At 43.5% G+C, this 15,961-nt stretch carries 14 protein-coding genes; 2 read left to right on the top strand and 12 right to left on the bottom strand.

What is annotated here, in order from left to right; all coding sequences use genetic code 11:
* Both K5Q73_RS19420 and K5Q73_RS19415 read left to right on the top strand, forming a co-directional pair.
* On the top strand, window positions 1-966 hold the full coding sequence (locus K5Q73_RS19420) for a type II secretion system F family protein (RefSeq protein WP_220760728.1): 966 nt from the start codon (window positions 1-3) through the stop codon (window positions 964-966).
* A gap of 23 nt (window positions 967-989) precedes the next feature.
* Window positions 990-2,045 (top strand): lipopolysaccharide assembly protein LapB, encoded by a 1,056-nt coding sequence (locus tag K5Q73_RS19415; protein WP_220760726.1) that lies wholly within the window; start codon window positions 990-992, stop codon window positions 2,043-2,045.
* A 176-nt stretch (window positions 2,046-2,221) separates the two neighbouring features.
* On the opposite strand, the gene K5Q73_RS19410 is transcribed toward K5Q73_RS19415, so the two are convergent.
* From K5Q73_RS19410 to asnS, 12 genes are all read right to left on the bottom strand, one after another.
* Entirely contained in the window at window positions 2,222-2,569 is a 348-nt protein-coding gene (locus K5Q73_RS19410) for a hydrogenase maturation nickel metallochaperone HypA (RefSeq protein ID WP_220760724.1), read from the bottom strand.
* Window positions 2,569-3,585: a hydrogenase expression/formation protein HypE gene (gene hypE, locus K5Q73_RS19405; protein WP_220760722.1), complete on the bottom strand. Its 1,017-nt coding sequence runs from the start codon at window positions 3,583-3,585 to the stop codon at window positions 2,569-2,571. The genes K5Q73_RS19410 and hypE overlap by 1 nt, the downstream gene beginning before the upstream one ends.
* Window positions 3,582-4,703 carry a hydrogenase formation protein HypD gene (gene hypD / locus K5Q73_RS19400; RefSeq protein ID WP_220760720.1) on the bottom strand — a complete coding sequence of 374 codons (1,122 nt, stop codon included), beginning with the start codon at window positions 4,701-4,703 and terminating at the stop codon, window positions 3,582-3,584. The genes hypE and hypD overlap by 4 nt, the downstream gene beginning before the upstream one ends.
* Window positions 4,703-4,951, bottom strand: coding sequence for a HypC/HybG/HupF family hydrogenase formation chaperone (locus tag K5Q73_RS19395; protein ID WP_220760718.1), 249 nt, complete (start codon window positions 4,949-4,951; stop codon window positions 4,703-4,705). Before K5Q73_RS19395 ends, hypD begins: the two co-directional genes overlap by 1 nt.
* Window positions 4,951-5,712 (bottom strand): hydrogenase nickel incorporation protein HypB, encoded by a 762-nt coding sequence (hypB, locus tag K5Q73_RS19390; RefSeq protein WP_220760716.1) that lies wholly within the window; start codon window positions 5,710-5,712, stop codon window positions 4,951-4,953. The genes K5Q73_RS19395 and hypB overlap by 1 nt, the downstream gene beginning before the upstream one ends.
* A 99-nt stretch (window positions 5,713-5,811) precedes the next feature.
* Window positions 5,812-8,256 carry a carbamoyltransferase HypF gene (locus K5Q73_RS19385; RefSeq protein WP_220760714.1) on the bottom strand — a complete coding sequence of 815 codons (2,445 nt, stop codon included), beginning with the start codon at window positions 8,254-8,256 and terminating at the stop codon, window positions 5,812-5,814.
* 6 nt (window positions 8,257-8,262) lie between these two features.
* Window positions 8,263-10,026 (bottom strand): NiFe hydrogenase, encoded by a 1,764-nt coding sequence (locus tag K5Q73_RS19380; RefSeq protein ID WP_220760712.1) that lies wholly within the window; start codon window positions 10,024-10,026, stop codon window positions 8,263-8,265.
* Complete coding sequence (locus tag K5Q73_RS19375) at window positions 10,013-10,570, bottom strand: HyaD/HybD family hydrogenase maturation endopeptidase (RefSeq protein ID WP_220760710.1); 558 nt, start codon at window positions 10,568-10,570, stop codon at window positions 10,013-10,015. Before K5Q73_RS19375 ends, K5Q73_RS19380 begins: the two co-directional genes overlap by 14 nt.
* A gap of 9 nt (window positions 10,571-10,579) precedes the next feature.
* Entirely contained in the window at window positions 10,580-11,248 is a 669-nt protein-coding gene (gene cybH / locus K5Q73_RS19370; protein ID WP_220760708.1) for a Ni/Fe-hydrogenase, b-type cytochrome subunit, read from the bottom strand.
* Window positions 11,249-11,262: 14 nt separating this feature from the next.
* Window positions 11,263-12,966 (bottom strand): nickel-dependent hydrogenase large subunit, encoded by a 1,704-nt coding sequence (gene hyaB, locus K5Q73_RS19365; RefSeq protein WP_220760706.1) that lies wholly within the window; start codon window positions 12,964-12,966, stop codon window positions 11,263-11,265.
* A 2-nt stretch (window positions 12,967-12,968) separates the two neighbouring features.
* Window positions 12,969-14,105, bottom strand: coding sequence for a hydrogenase small subunit (gene hyaA / locus K5Q73_RS19360; RefSeq protein ID WP_220760704.1), 1,137 nt, complete (start codon window positions 14,103-14,105; stop codon window positions 12,969-12,971).
* Between the two features lie 439 nt (window positions 14,106-14,544).
* Window positions 14,545-15,945, bottom strand: coding sequence for an asparagine--tRNA ligase (gene asnS / locus K5Q73_RS19355; protein WP_220760702.1), 1,401 nt, complete (start codon window positions 15,943-15,945; stop codon window positions 14,545-14,547).
* Window positions 15,946-15,961 lie beyond the last annotated feature (16 nt).

The following is a 15,961-nucleotide window of genomic DNA, read 5'->3' as shown; positions in this document are numbered from 1 at the left end:
ATGGACTTCCTAATCGGTTTACTTGGCCAGTTTTTTGATGATCCCCAGCATGTAGAGTGGGCAATTTATTTAATCGCTGGAATTGCTGGAGTGATGCTTGCAATTTCGATATCTTATTTAATTAGTGGAATATACTCTCCCGTTAGAGCAAGGTTGAAATCATTAAATGCTGGGGACGTCAATAAAGCGGTAACGCATGATGTTACCGGTACCTTAGAGCACGGTATTGGAGAGATGGCCAAAAAACCATTTTTTAATTTTTCTAATCATGAAACAAGACGCTTATTGATTCATGCTGGTTTCCATTCTCAAAATGCATTAGCTGTATTTAATGCTGCTCGTTTACTGCTACTGCTGCTTGGGGGATTAATTTCAGCCTTAACCTTAAATCTGTTCCCAAATATTTCAGGACTTTGGATAATTTACGTTTTCTGTTTATTCCTCGGTGGAGCATTTATATTACCTTCAATAGTATTACAAACACTTGCGAATAGACGTATGCGAAGGCTTAGAATCGGTTTTCCGGATGCACTAGACTTATTGGTGGTGTGTTGTGAAGCTGGCTTAGGCTTAATGGCTGCAATGCAAAGGGTTGCGAAAGAATTGGCTATTAGTCACCCAAGTCTAGCAAGTGAATTAGACTTAGTCTGTAGTAAAGTTCGGGCGGGATTAACGGTCAAAGTTGCTCTACAGGAGTTTACCGAAAGAACAGGACTTGAAGATATTAAGGGACTGAACTCTGCTATCTCACAGAGCATGCGTTTAGGTACAGGTATAGCAGAAACCTTACGTGTTTTTTCTGATGAATACCGCGATAAGCGCTTACAAGCGGCTGAAGAACAGGCAGCAAAACTTGCAGTAAAGATGATATTTCCAATGATGTGCTGTATTTGGCCGTCATTTTTTATCGTCGCAGTAGGACCAGCTGTATTAAAGGTGATGAAAGTATGGGGTCAGGCTTTTTAGTAACTTATTAATAGGGGACAGAAATGGCAATCACATGGATACTCAATAGAAAGTGGCTTAAAGCTTCCTTTGTTGCATTAGTAAGAGCATGCTTTATGTTCGGTTTCTTGTCATTTCTGTCGGGTTGTAGTACTACACCAGAAGAGACACTGACACCGGTTAAAGCGCCAGAGCGACAAGACTTGATGGATGTTGGTGCTTTATCTTCAATAAGTGCTGAGTTTTCGGCACCCGTTAACGAAGAAGAAGCGTTACAAAAAGCACTTAACGAAGAACAGTCAGGCAATCTTGAAAAGGCATTGTACGCCTATATTCAAGCATTAGACTTTAACGCCAAAAATGCTGAGACTTTTTATCAAATAGGCCGTATTCATACCATAAGGGGCAATCCGGATATTGCTTTTAAAGCCTATAATGAGGCTCTGGTTATTGATCCTGACTTAATGATGGCTCATGCCGATCTTGGTGTTATTAGCATGGATAAGCGGCAGTACCGCGATGCACGTTTACACCTAGAAAAGGCTATCGAGCTAGATCAACAAAGGTTGGCCGAACTCGAAGTAAAACAAGTCATGGGAGCTTTCCTAGTGCCGAATAGAGAGTCACCGGCAAGGGTATATAACGCCATTGCGATTTTGGAGGATGTAGAAAACAACCATCAACAGGCTAGAGAATACTTTAGGTTGATCCTTGAACTGCAACCCCACTCGGCGATATTGATTACTAATCTTGGTTATTCTTACTATTTAACTGGTGAGTTGACCATGGCAGAGAAATACTTAAAGTCGGCTCTTAGAGAAGATACTCGATTTGACAGAGCTTGGACAAATTTAGGCCTTGTATATGTTCGTAAAGGTTTTTATAAGCGGGCGCTTTCGGCCTTTGAGCAGACTATGTCTCCAGCTGATGCGTTAAATGACTTAGGTTATTTTTTGATGCTTGAAGGTAAGTATGAAAAAGCAATAGCATTATTTGAGCGAGCAATTGACATGTCCCCTAGTTACTTTGAACAGGCGCAGAAGAACCTAAGAAGGGCTAAGGCCGAGATTTCTGATGAGTTTCAGCACGCAGGTTTTTAGGCTTGCATGATTTCTGTCGTAATTAGCATGCTGTGAACTAGGTCAGTAACATCAATAGATTTACAGGTTGGTAACCTGATTAGTTGCAAGATAAGTAAACGAGTAGGTAGAAAGAAGAAAGATTAATAAAGAGATTAATGAGCCCTACCAGGAGGTAGGGCTTATCATTTTTTACGCTATGGCTGCATTAACTCTAGTTGCATGAGTAACATATCCTCCCCATCGAGGACTTTTGTCTGCCCACTTTGACAATGACTACATATAACACTTCGTTCGGTATGCTCGGTCGTTTTGCCACAGGATAAACATGAAAGAACCAAGGGTTGAATGTTCATCACTAGCTGAGCATCACGGCAGATCCCCTCTAACTTAAAGGTCTCAAATGCCGTCTTGAGTAATTCAGGCTCCACTCCGCTCAAAATTCCAAGTTTGATTTCAACTCTAATAATTTCATTGGCGTTATTAGCCTGAGCATGGCGTTCACACTCTTCAATGAGTGCGGTAACGATTGAGTACTCGTGCACTAGCAGATCCTCGGTAATAGCTCACCTTGCGGTAAGTCAAGATAACGAGAGCTACCCCAAGGCGTGTTGAGAACAACTTTGCCTTTTCGGTTGTCATTAACTTGGCCAATTACAGCTGCTTGCTCACAGTGACAAAAGCGTTTCATGATCTCTAATGTCGCATCGGCACTTTCTTTTGGTACTGCTAGGATAAAGGTACCTTCATTGGCGAGATCGAGTGGCTCAAAGCCATATAACTCGCAAAGGCCTCTTACTTCATCACTAACAGGAATAGCTTGTTCGTTTACATTGATCTCGACATCAGATGCACTGGCCCATTCGTTTAGTACGGCAGAAAGACCACCACGAGTAGCATCACGCATTGCATGAACTTCAATATTTGCCGCTATCAGTTGTTCAACTATCGGCCACAATGTTGCACAATCACTTGTTAGTTCAGACTCAAGTGCTAATCCCTCTCTCGCCATTAAGATTGCGCCCCCGTGACGGCCAATATCACGAGATACAATAATGACGTCATCACATGCTAAGTTTTTAACTGATATTCCTTTTCGTAAAATACGGCCGACTCCGGAAGTATTAATGAAGATCCCGTCAGCGCAGCCTCTAGGAACCACTTTAGTATCTCCGCAAACAATACGTGCTCCCGATTGCTTTAGTTCATTTGCCATACTTTCAACTATGGTTTGCAAGTGAGCAATCTCAAAACCTTCTTCGATAATGAAGCTACAGCTTAGATATTGTGGCTCTGCCCCCATCATAGCCAAGTCGTTAACGGTCCCTGCTATGGATAATTTACCAATATCTCCTCCAGAGAAAAAAAGCGGAGAAACTGTAAAGGAATCAGTTGTAAAGGCAAGGTTACCGTCGCAATGCAAAACAGCAGCATCTTCTTCGCTACGCAAAATAGGATTATCAAACGCTTTAAAGAACAGATCTTTTATCAGGTGGTTCATCTCTTTACCACCGCCACCATGACTTAGTTGGACTATTTTACTAGCATTCTTGGTGTTCATGCTGAGACTCCCTTATAGCGATAGTATGCGTTGCAAGCACCCTCCGAGCTGACCATGCAACTGCCTAATGGTGTTTCAGGTGTGCAGCCTCGTCCAAATACCTTGCAGTCTTTGGGTTTACATAAACCACGTAGAATATCACCGCACTGACAAGCCTTATGATCGTCAATCTCATCACTTGGGAGATGCTCAGCAAAAACAAGTTCGGCGTCTCTATGGACATATTCACTTCTTAACATCAGTGCAGAAGAGGGGATTGGACCAAGACCTCGCCAGCGAAAGTTGTCTCTCACTTTGAAATAGCGGTTGACCATCTCTTGAGCTGCAAGATTGCCATCTTCGGAAACAGAGCGGCTGTATTGATTTTCAAGCTCTGCCTTTGACGCCACTTTTTGCTTCACAATCATTAAAATAGACTCCATGACATCGACAGGCTCAAAGCCTGAGACAACCACTGGAGTGTTATACTTGTTTACTGCAGGTCGATAGACTTTAGCACCACTGATCACGCTGACATGTGCTGGCCCGATAAAGGCATTCACTTTAACGTTAGGATCGGCCATTACCGCATCAATAGCAGGGGGAACAAGAACGTGGTTGATGTGGAAAAATAGATTCGCTATGCCACGCTTTTCGGCTTGATCAATAAGAACCGCAGTCATAGGTGTCGACGTTTCAAAACCAATAGCGAAGAAAACCACCGTTTTATCGGGATTATCTAAAGCGATCTTCAAAGTATCAAGGGGATCGTAAATAGGTCTGATATCACAGCCATTTGCGCGGTGCTGTGCCAAGCTGCCTTTTGAACCCGGTACGCGGATCATATCCCCAAGGGTAACCAAGATGGTATTAGGCATACCCGCCAATGCGGCCGCATGATCGATTCGCTCTTTTGGCATAACACAAACTGGGCAGCCAGGACCATGAATGAAATCAATATTGTCGGGTAAAAGCTGTGTTAGACCATACTTCATTATGGTGTGGGTATGGCCTCCGCAAACTTCCATTATATTAATCGTAGCGTCGATTAAGTTTGCTTGAGTCGCGATCTCTTTAGCTAAGGAGCGAATGACTTCAGGATCCCTAAATCCTCGGTAAAGATCAGTTAGCGCAATCATTAAGACTCCTGTTGTTCTTGCTCGAGTTTTTCTACTATCTCTCGATATAACGCTAAACTTTCCATAGCATCGGCTTTGTCAATTTTGTTCATTACAAAACCGATATGGATTAGAACATAGTCACCAATCTCTAGCGGATCTGCGATAAGGTGGCTGCTGACTTTACGTTTAACGCCCATGGTATCAACCGTAACGGCTTGCTCATCTTGATGAACAGAGACAACTTTAGAGGGAATTGATAGACACATTACGCAGTGGCTCCCTTATGCTTTAATAGCCAATCTGCGACCTGTAGAAGTGATTCTGGCTCCTTAACTGAAATCTCCATTAACTCAACATTCGGGTTAAGTTTTTTAAGCTGGGCACGCGACTCTTCAATACTAAAGTCAAAGTAGGGCATAAGATCGGATTTAGTGATAAGCACTAAATCAGCACGGCGGAACATGACTGGATATTTTTCAATTTTGTCATCGCCTTCAGGCACAGACAAAAGCACGATATTTTTATGAGTACCGACATCGTAACTGGCTGGGCAGACTAAGTTACCAACGTTTTCAACAAAGCAGATATCCAGAGGGTCTAAATCAATGTGATGCAAGCCGCTGTGCACCATAAACGCATCGAGATGGCAAGCCGCACCCGTTTGGATTTGAAAGGCATCGATACCTTTAGCTTTGAGTCTGTCAGCGTCTCTGGAGGTTTCAAGATCGCCCTCAATAACAGCATATTTAAGGTCTGTGTATTGATGTAAATGTTCTAGTAATGTGGTTTTGCCACTACCAGGACTGCTCATTAGGTTAAAGGCGGCCACCCCTTTAGCTTCAAAATGTGCTCGGTTATGCTGCGCTTCGATATCGTTTTTATCTAAAATCTTATGAATGACAGATAGGGTCTTTTTATCATTGAGTTGAGGGTTGGTTGCGATATTATCGTCAGTTTTTGAATGCGAATGACCCGAACTTAAAAGATGATCATGACGAGTGATCGAACAACCACAATCTTGGCACATAGGTAACTCCGTTATTTTGATTATAATTGATTGTCACGCAGGTCGAACACTGCGACCTTGATGCAAATCAGATTTTTGTCTGTTCAGTAGTGATGGGTGTCACACATGATTGTTGTTATGCATTGCATGCCAAAGTTGACCTAGGGCAATACCAGCATCATTGATTGGTACTTTGTCACTGAAAAGCAGTTGGTTACCTTGAGCAATTAATTGTTTTTCACTGCGCTCGAGTAGATAGCGATTTTGAAATACCCCACCACAAAGTACGATTGGGGTTTCAAGGTAGTCTTTAGCGCACTGGCATAACATATCGCTCAGGGCGTCCATAAATGCTTTGGCGATCAAACCGATGCGTTTCTGGCTAAGTGGGGCCTCAGTTATTTTTTCTATGATTTGGCGCAATAGCTCTGAGCCATCCCACTGTGAATCAATTTGTTGAATATGAAATTGAATGGATTGCATGTCATCAATATTTTTCATCTCAATGTCATTGTTAATGCTGTTAGCTGCAGTTTCAATCAAGATCCCGGCTTGCCCTTCATATTGCGTTTCACTAATAAGTCCCAGTGCAACAGCCACAGCGTCGAACAGTCTGCCAATTGAAGAAGTCTTGATAGCATTGCCAGCTGGCCAAAGTTTAACGAGGTTATTAAACATTATGGGTGAAAGCGCATTAAACGCTGGAAGATTTAAATCCTTAATTTCTTGTGGTGAATACTTTTCAAGTAAAATAGCGAGTAATAGCCTGACGGGTTGCTTAATGGCTTGTTCGCCACCAATAAGTGTAAAGGGTTTAAGGTGAGCAATACGTTGATATTGGCTAACGTCACAGTAAAGCGCCTCTCCACCCCATAAGGCATTATCATCCCCTAAACCAGTGCCATCGAAACTAAACCCTAGGACAGGCGTGGTGACTTTATTCACTGCCATGACACTCAATACATGAGCGTAGTGATGCTGAACAGAGCTTATATTAGGCACAGATTGTGACAAAGCCCATCGGCTGGTGGTGTAATCAGGGTGGCTGTCATGGACTAGCCGACTGGCGCTAAACTCATATAATCTAGAAAAGGTGTTAAGTGTGTGGTGAAAGTACTCCTCGGCTTCAATTGATACTAGATCGCCAATATGCGGGCTGAGAAATAGATTATGCTCAAAACCAAAACTGACGCTGTTCTTCTGTTGGGCGCCTAGAGCAAGAATGCTGTTAGTTAATGGAGCTTCACTATATAAACAAAGCGGTGCATAGCCTCTAGCTAAACGTAGAACTTGCAACTTATCGTTAATTAGCTGTACTACACTGTCATCACAGCTATTCAAAATTGGCCGGTCGTGATCAAGAATGTTGTCAACAACATGAACCAGTTTAGTATTGATTGTTTGGCTATCTGTGATGATTGGCTCACCGGCAAGATTAGCACTGGTCATGACTAAAGGCCGTTTAACACCACTGAGTAACAGTTGATGTAAAGGGGTATAGGGCAGAAATATACCGAGCCTGTCGATTTCAGGGGCAACTAAGTCACTGAGCTCTAAAGTAGATCTTGTTTGGCTAACATGATCTGGCAGACTGTTGGAACTAGGAACTGCTTTTGCGTTAGCTTCTGTATTAGTGTGAGGCTCAGGACTGAGTGGCGCCAACTTACGCATTAGTGTAATAGGGCGTTCGGCACTGCTTAAAATCGCCCACTCAGCTTGACTGCCACTGACTAACTTTGCCGCGGCCTCAATAGTTTCGACCATAACAGCAAAAGGTTTGGCTGGTCGACTTTTTCGCTGCCTTAAGCGTTCAACACTCATATCATTAGTGGCATCGCAAACTAGATGAAAGCCGCCAATTCCTTTAACGGCTAATATTTTTCCATCAACCAATGCGCTGATTGCATCTTCAAGTGCACTTTCTTTGTAGCTGAGTACGGTTAAGTCAGCTCGTTTAAAACTTAGCTGAGGACCGCAGTTAGGACAGCTCACAGGCTGAGCGTGGTATCGCCTGTCCATCGGGTCTAAATACGCCTGCTCACAGTCAGGGCACATAGCGAAATTAGCCATGGCAGTATTTGGTCTATCGTAGGGAAGGGCATTAATAAGCGAATATCTGGGGCCACAATTAGTACAATTGGTGAACGGGTATCTAAAGTGGCGGTTATTTGCATCGTTTATTTCATCAAAGCAATCACTACAAGTACATTTGTCGGGAGATACAGCTACAACCGCTTGGCTGACATTTTCACTATGTATAATGCCAAATACACTACAGGCGTCGATAGTTGGTAATGGGTTTACATTAACACTATCAATACGAGCGAGAGGAGGCGGTTGATCTCTAAGGCTACTTTCAAATTTAGCCAGAGCAACAGCGTGTCCCTGAACCTCTATTGTTACTCCTTGACTGTTATTAAGTACGTTACCAGTTAGGTTTAGCTCATGAGCTAAACGATAAACAAAGGGACGAAAACCGACACCTTGAACGATGCCGGTGATTTTTATACATAAACGACTTTTTGTCAGGTTTTTAGCCTTATTGTTAGTCACGGATACTGTCATCAGATCTTAGTGCCTGCGCTGCTTAAGATATAAGGCACCGGCGGCGATATTCAGTCCATCTAGATCCATCTGTGGGTTCGAGTTAAGACTAAAGTTTTTGCCAAGACGAAGAGCGACTCTTTGGGCTAGCACTTCATTAGCAAAACTATTACCAGCGATTACAACTGACTTAATACAGATATTTTGATCTAAATGCTCAATCCAGTTGCAGATATAATCAGCAAAAGAGTCATGCATACCAAAGGCAAGCTTGTCGATGTTTTCTTCTTCTGCGATTTTAAAGCTGATAATACTTCCTAAGGTCTTACACCAGTTTAGGCTTCTAAATGCCTCACCTCGAGTTAACGGAAAATCGACTCGTGGTGCATTTGCGCCTTTGTGACACATGGCGCGGGCAACTACGAAATCGCAAAGCTCTGTTTTGCTCAAAGCTCTAGTCTGGTTTGTTTGAGTTGATGCACCGAGAAAGATTGCTGCAATGGCCCACAAGCTCTCAATATTATCGGTTGGCTGAGTAAGCTTTAAAGAGAGAAGCTTTAAGTAATCCTCTGGATATTGTGCTTTAAATTTATCCAGTAGTGTTTTCTGCGGTGAGAGTTCGAGGTGATGGACTATGTCATAGCCATTATCGGGTAGACTTGGAAACTCAAAAAATAGTTCAAGCTGTTGTTTACCATCTAAAGTCACTATTTGTGTCTTACTTGTATTACTGAAATACAAGGCTGCAATATTCTTTGGTTTTGTGTCTGTAATCAAAGCGGCATGCAGTGCACACTTTGCCGCATTATTGATAGGCGCTACTGTATTGGCTTGTTGAACACTGTGCCTATCGGCAATGATCTCAATATGATTTGCTCTCCAGCTAGCCTGATAGTGTCCTGCTTGAGCATCATCGTGTAAAGGTTGGCGAATTGCATTGATAACAAATTTTTGTGTCGATAGCGGAGTATCTATCAATGACCATTTAGCTTCAACTAAAGCCATCTTAGGGTTCTGACTATTTGCAATATAAACATAATCTATGCCTTGTTGGCGTAAAATCTCGCAGATCACCAGTAATAAACGTGATTTGGCAAAACAGATCTCGTAGATGGGTTGCTTAAGTCGTGTATGGCTACTGATTGGGCGCGCTTTTATAAAAGGCTTCTCAATGCTCGAAAGGGCCAGTACTTGGTTGTCGCTAACACAGAAATGCGCGTGTAAATTATTTGGATTACAGCAAACCAACTGCTGGCGACTTTCAATAGGTTGGTTTTCAATGGGTTGGAAACTGATAATAACTGCAACGCCATTATTGCCGACGGGCAGTTCAATAGAGCCTAATTTATCGAGCTTTGTAACAAGCGCTTTGGCATCGGCTAATGAGATGGCCTGCTCATCTGCAGAGATCCTAGTATGAGCCATACAACAAGGGCATTTAAAATCAATCTCGCCAAAGTGTGCAGCTTGATTATCACCAAGTTGCGGTTGGCAATGTTGGCAATATTCAAGGTCAAGCTCAGTAGTTTCTAAAAGCTTTCTAGTACCAATAGGTATATCGATAGCCGTTATTTGTGGCTTTACTAGCCAGGTTGAAATCAAGAAGTCATTGGCTATCGCATCGGCTAGAGTCTCAAGTTGAGCTTGCTCACCCTTAGCCTCAATATAATAAAGGTTGTCGTTTTTACCTATGGTTACGTCATATTGATCATTTTGCAGGTACTGATTGCAAAGGTGAGCGTAAAAAGGAACGTCGCGGGTACAATTAAACTCAAATCTAATATTCTTCATCTAAAGTTAAACCACGTTTATAAGAGTCAGGAATGAGAATGTTTATGTCAATATTCGCAATACGTTGATGTGTAAAGCCTAAAGATCCCATATGGCTCAGTAGTGTTTTTTCCATCAAAGGTACGGCAGCTAAGATCTGTTCGGTTAACCCTAGAGTCATAGGTTCTAAGACAGTAGGGGTAACCCCTAAAACGAAGGTTTTTGGTCTATCACCAACCATCTCCATCATGATCAGGGTTTGTAGCATCTCAACTTCATGAGCGCTGCCTTGCCAATCAATCTCAGCGGGGGCTTTGTCGAAGTCAAAGAAATATACCTCCCCTGGCGCGACACCGTTAGCATTCACAGTATCTACAACAATGAGGTAGTCATATTGGCAAAGTGTAGGAATAAGACCTTGGGCAAGCGTTCCACCATCAAGCACATCAAGTTGATGTGTTTGATGATCAAAACAATAGTTTTCTTGGATGTAATTGACGAAATGTACGCCGATGCCCTCATCGGCGTACAGGACATTGCCAATACCAAGTAGCAATATCTTCATGTTTTCCTTTTATTTTTTCTTATGGTAATCATAGCCAGAGACGATAGAGTCCACTGAGTTATGCTTAAAGCGAATACCAGACCAAACCGCCATGTATACGTGGATCACCACAAAGATGATAAAGACCCAAGTCAAGTAATGGTGCCAGATCCGAACTGGTGCTAATCCACCCATCAATGCTGTTACCCAGTTAGCCATAGGTGCAAGTAAGCCACCAAGACCTTCGTGATATACATTGGCATACAAGACTAGGCCTGTAATGCAGATTAAAGCAGCAACGACGGATATTGCTAAGTAAGTCACGAACTGAAGGGGACCATAGACGCCGGCTTTGTCTAAATGTCCCATCCAAAGATAGGACTTAAGCTGGGTGATCCAACTCTTAACGCTCATTACATCTTTAAATGAACGTCGCTCGATATCACTCTTACCGAAAAAGAACAGGTAAGCGCGGACTATGGTTATTGCGACTAAAACAAATCCAAAGATCTGATGAGCCGCACGAATATAGCCTTGTACTAGAACATCGGAGTTATCAGGTGCCACCAAAAATGGCCACGAGATGTAAAACCCAGTAATGATTAATACAAGTATGGCTAAGGCTCTTAGCCAGTGAAATATTCTTATTGCAGCACCAAAGATCAGTTCCCTTTGGTAGGGCGCAGATTGAGTTGCCATGCTATCCCCCTTGATTAAAATCCGTTGGGATCAATTTTAAATTCACCTAAGTCTTGTCCTTTGTAATCCATCACGTGTACAGCACACGCCATGCAAGGGTCAAAAGAGTGAATAATTCGGATAACTTCTAAAGGCTTAGTAGGATCTTCAAGCTTAAGCCCAATCAAAGAGGCCTCATAAGGTCCCATTTTGCCTTGTGCATCCACAGGTCCGGCATTCCAGGTTGTCGGTACTACCGCTTGATAGTTCTCAACTAGGCCGCCTTTGATACGGATCCAGTGACTGAGCATGCCTCGCGGCGCTTCAATCATGGCGTGGCCAATATACTCTTTGCTAGAATCAATCTCCGGCTTCACGTATGTGGCTTCGTCCGATTGCATGTTGGTAAGCATGGCGTCAAAAGTCTTAAGACCTTCTTCGGCAACGATAACAGTTTGCAGCATGCGAGCGGCGGTGCGGCCCAACGTAGTAAATAGTGCTTCAACAGGTAAGCCAGTCGCTTCAAGTAAACCGTTTACTGAGTCGACAACTACTTGGTTACCACGTGCGTAGCTTACAAGTAAGCTGGCTAGAGGGCCTACTTCGACAGGTTCACCGTTGTAACGAGGGGATTTAACCCAAGTGTATTTACCGTCGCCATCAACAGTTGGTAACTTACCGTAAACGGTATCACGCTCAACAAAGCCGGTGTAGTCGGGAACAGTTGTACCATCGTATGGGTGCTGTGGTGCGTCGGCTTTATACCAAGCGTGCGTCGCATCCTCTTTGATCATGTCAGGATCTAAATCGCTAACGTTACCAAGATCACCGTTCATGATAACGCCTTGGTTAAACATGTACTGACCATCACTTAGCAAGAAGTCTTCAGTGGCTAAGAAGTTCTTAACGTTTACACCACCTAATACACTTGGCTCTGCGCCAAATGCTGCCGCTGCCATGACGATGTCAGCTTTATAAGCGCGGATAATAAAGTCTTGAACAATTTGATGCTTTTGCTTCCACTCTTGTAAGCGAGCAGGGCTTAGCATGTCGCGAACTGAAGTAACACCACCGACAACAATTGATTGCGGATGCGGTGACTTACCACCGAATATCGCTAGCATTTCTGCTGCAATACGCTGAACTTCTAGTGCTTTTAAGTAATGTGATAAAGCGATTAAGTTTTGTTCAGGGGTAAACTTATAGGTGCCATTGCCCCAGTATGCGTTAGCAAATGGCCCTAATTTACCGGTTGCAACAAGACCCGCTACGCGCTCTTGCACTGCTCGAAGATCGCCTTCACCTGCCGCAATTGGATTGGCAGTGTATTTAAGTGCTTCTTGAGCAGCTAGCGCAGGATCAGCACTTAATGCAGATACAACATCAACCCAATCTAAACCATGAAGGTGATAGAAGTGCACAATATGATCATGCATATAAAGCGATGTTTGCATCAAGCTTCTAAGGTACTTAGCATTAAGGGGGATCTTTACGCCTAACGCATTTTCTACCGCTTCTGTACCGCAGCGGTAGTGGGAATAAGTACACACGCCGCAAATACGCTGCACGATGAGGCCAACATCCATAGGTGTGCGGCCCTTAAGAATAACTTCAATTCCGCGCCATAAAGTCGATGATGACCAAGCTTTTTGAATAACATTATTTTCGTCGACTTCGACTTCAACTCGCAGATGGCCTTCAATACGAGTGATTGGATCTATGACTACACGTTTGCTCATGATTATTCCTCTTCAGATTTGGCAAAAATACTGGCGACAGCATGGGCGCCAATTCCGACTGCAGTTGCACCTAGAATGACAGCGCCCACAGTGTCGCTTGTCGCATCTAAACCATGCAGTAATTGCCTTCCTAAAGGTTTTTCAAAGTCAGCCATATCGTCCCAGAAGTTAGGTTCTGAGCAGCCAATACAGCCGTGACCAGCAAGCACTGGCCAACTGGTATGGTGGTTGAATCTTTCGGTTGGACAGTTGTTATAGGTATAAGGGCCCTTACAACCTACTTTATAAAGGCAGTAGCCATCTTTTGCGCCTTGGTCGCCGAATTCCTCAACAAACTCACCAGCATCAAAACGGCCACGACGTTCGCAGTTATCATGCACACGAGCACCGTATGCCCACTTAGGACGGTTAAACATATCAAGGGCAGGTAACTTGCCAAACATGATGAAATACATCAGGGTGCCGACAATGTTTTTCTCACTAGGTGGACAGCCACCTAAGTTAATTACGGTTCTATCAACAACCTCATAAACACCTTTTGCCCCAGTAGGGTTAGGTGCAGCGGCTTGAATACCACCAAAGGCGGCGCAGGTACCGACAGAAATAATTGCAGCAGCGCCTTCGGCAGCTTCTTTAACAATGTGCAGACCGGTATGGCCTTTACAGCCCACCGTTAAATAAGCGCCATTATTTGCAGTTGGGACTGCGCCCTCAACAGCAAGTAAATAGTTGCCTTTGTAAGCAGATAATGCGTGTTCAAGATTTTCTTCTGCTTGCCAGCCTGCGGCGGCCATTAAGGTTTCATGGTACTCAAGAGAGACATGATTAAAGATGAGGGTATCTAGATTAGGTGTATCGGTACGGATAAGAGATTCGCTACAGCCAGTACATTCTGCCATGTGCAGCCAAACTAACGGCACTCTGTCTGCAAGTTCAGCGGCTTCTGCGACTAAGGTACTAAATGGAAGCGGTAAGGCTAACATGGCCGTAACCGCAGCGCTCCATTTCATAAAGTCACGACGAGAAATACCATTTTGTTCCATTTTTTGCTGTAGCGTTTCACCGGTACGAGGTTGTAGCTTGCGAAGTTGTTCCATTCGCGCCAAACCTTGTTGGTAAAGGGCTTCATGTGTTTCCATGGTTAAACCTTTTTTTGTTTATAAGGATTTTGCTCAACCAAAACAGTCTAGGCCTCAAACAGCTGGGTATTATTGATATGAGTCAAGCTTTTGAGTTCTTTGGAAGATACTACACAGACCAGTATTAACTCAGTTGAGCTAGATCATTAAATGGGTTTTATGTGGGACATTGTGACCCTGTTTTTTTAGAAAGGTGATCAAGCTCACGCAATTGGGGGTCACTCAAATTTAACAAGGGCTTAACTAAGGGTTTGCTTATAAATAATTGATTTAAATAGGTAGGATGGTCTTGCCAACTTTAAGGTTGTAAGTTTGTTATCGTTCTGGCACGGATAAACTCGCGTTTTAGAGCCTATTTACATGGTGGTTAATAAAAAAGCCTCTGGCATAAAATGCGAGAGGCTTTAGTCATTAATCGTGTCGCTTAACGCTTATCCGATTAGAAGTTTGCAGACTTTGGCGAACGTGGGAATGGGATCACGTCACGGATGTTAGATACACCAGTCACATAAGAAACCAAACGTTCGAAACCTAAGCCGAAACCTGCGTGCGGCACTGTGCCGTAACGACGTAGGTCACGATACCACCAGTAGTCTTCTTGGCTTAGTTCCATTTCAGCTAGACGTGCGTCAAGTACGTCTAAACGCTCTTCACGCTGTGCACCACCGATGATTTCACCGATCCCTGGAGCTAGTACGTCCATCGCGGCAACTGTTTTACCGTCGTCATTTAAACGCATGTAGAATGCTTTAATGTCTTTCGGGTAGTTTTTAACAACGACTGGAGCTTTGAAGTGTTCTTCTGCAAGGTAACGCTCATGCTCAGAATGTAAGTCGATACCCCATTCAACGTCGTACTCAAAGTCTTTATCGCAAGCTTTAAGAATTTCGATAGCATCAGTGTAATCGATTTGTGCGAAGTCACTAGTCACGAAGTTTTCTAAACGTTCGATTGCTGTTTTCTCAACACGTTGAGCGAAGAACTCTAGGTCATCACGACGCTCTTCTAGTACGGCTTTGAAACAGTACTTCAGCATGTCTTCAGCAAGTTTGGCAGCATCATCTAGATTGGCGAAAGCCACTTCAGGCTCAACCATCCAAAATTCTGCTAAGTGACGGCTGGTGTTTGAGTTCTCTGCGCGGAATGTAGGACCAAAGGTATAAACCTTTGATAATGCACACGCATAAGTTTCAGCATTTAACTGACCAGATACTGTTAGGAAAGATTCTTTACCAAAGAAATCTTCGCCGTAATCAACCGTGCCCTTATCAGTGCGAGGTAGGTTCTCTAGATCTAAAGTCGATACACGGAACATCTCACCCGCGCCTTCAGTATCTGAAGCCGTGATAAGTGGAGTTGAAACCCAGATGTAACCCTGTTCGTTATAAAAGCGGTGAATCGCTTGAGATAAACAGTTACGAACACGTGCCACAGCGCCAATGATATTAGTGCGTGGACGTAAATGAGCTAATTCACGTAGATGCTCAATCGAGTGACGCTTGGCTGCCATTGGGTATGTGTCTGGATCTTCAACTAAGCCAGCAACCTCAACCTTAGTGACTTGCATCTCGAATGCTTGGCCTTGGCCTGGAGATTCAACAACTTCACCAGTCATTACAACAGAGCAACCAGCAGTAAGCTTTAACACTTCGTTGGTGTAATTTTCTAGATTATTTGGCACAACACCCTGGATAGGGTCGAAACATGAACCATCATAAACAGCTAGGAAAGAGATCCCAGCTTTAGAATCGCGGCGGGATCTAACCCAGCCACGCACTGTGATTTGCGAACCAATCGCAAAGTCACCTTTAAACACAGAAGCGACAGATGTAATGCTCATTGTTGCTTAGTTCTCC

The organism is Shewanella sp. MBTL60-112-B2 (assembly GCF_019655055.1).
Taxonomy (GTDB): Bacteria; Pseudomonadota; Gammaproteobacteria; order Enterobacterales; family Shewanellaceae; genus Shewanella.
Note: the sequence above shows the minus strand (reverse complement) of the source record. Positions and strands in the feature narration are given on the sequence as shown.

Excerpts from the sequence above, each read along its gene's own strand:
- K5Q73_RS19420 (WP_220760728.1), top strand. The coding sequence starts at position 1 with ATGGACTTCCTAATCGGTTTACTTGGCCAGTTTTTTGATGATCCCCAG.
- K5Q73_RS19415 (WP_220760726.1), top strand. The coding sequence starts at position 990 with ATGGCAATCACATGGATACTCAATAGAAAGTGGCTTAAAGCTTCCTTT.
- hypE (WP_220760722.1), bottom strand. The coding sequence starts at position 3,585 with ATGAACACCAAGAATGCTAGTAAAATAGTCCAACTAAGTCATGGTGGC.
- hypD (WP_220760720.1), bottom strand. The coding sequence starts at position 4,703 with ATGATTGCGCTAACTGATCTTTACCGAGGATTTAGGGATCCTGAAGTC.
- K5Q73_RS19395 (WP_220760718.1), bottom strand. The coding sequence starts at position 4,951 with ATGTGTCTATCAATTCCCTCTAAAGTTGTCTCTGTTCATCAAGATGAG.
- hypB (WP_220760716.1), bottom strand. The coding sequence starts at position 5,712 with ATGTGCCAAGATTGTGGTTGTTCGATCACTCGTCATGATCATCTTTTA.
- K5Q73_RS19385 (WP_220760714.1), bottom strand. The coding sequence starts at position 8,256 with ATGACAGTATCCGTGACTAACAATAAGGCTAAAAACCTGACAAAAAGT.
- K5Q73_RS19380 (WP_220760712.1), bottom strand. The coding sequence starts at position 10,026 with ATGAAGAATATTAGATTTGAGTTTAATTGTACCCGCGACGTTCCTTTT.
- K5Q73_RS19375 (WP_220760710.1), bottom strand. The coding sequence starts at position 10,570 with ATGAAGATATTGCTACTTGGTATTGGCAATGTCCTGTACGCCGATGAG.
- cybH (WP_220760708.1), bottom strand. The coding sequence starts at position 11,248 with ATGGCAACTCAATCTGCGCCCTACCAAAGGGAACTGATCTTTGGTGCT.
- hyaB (WP_220760706.1), bottom strand. The coding sequence starts at position 12,966 with ATGAGCAAACGTGTAGTCATAGATCCAATCACTCGTATTGAAGGCCAT.
- hyaA (WP_220760704.1), bottom strand. The coding sequence starts at position 14,105 with ATGGAAACACATGAAGCCCTTTACCAACAAGGTTTGGCGCGAATGGAA.
- asnS (WP_220760702.1), bottom strand. The coding sequence starts at position 15,945 with ATGAGCATTACATCTGTCGCTTCTGTGTTTAAAGGTGACTTTGCGATT.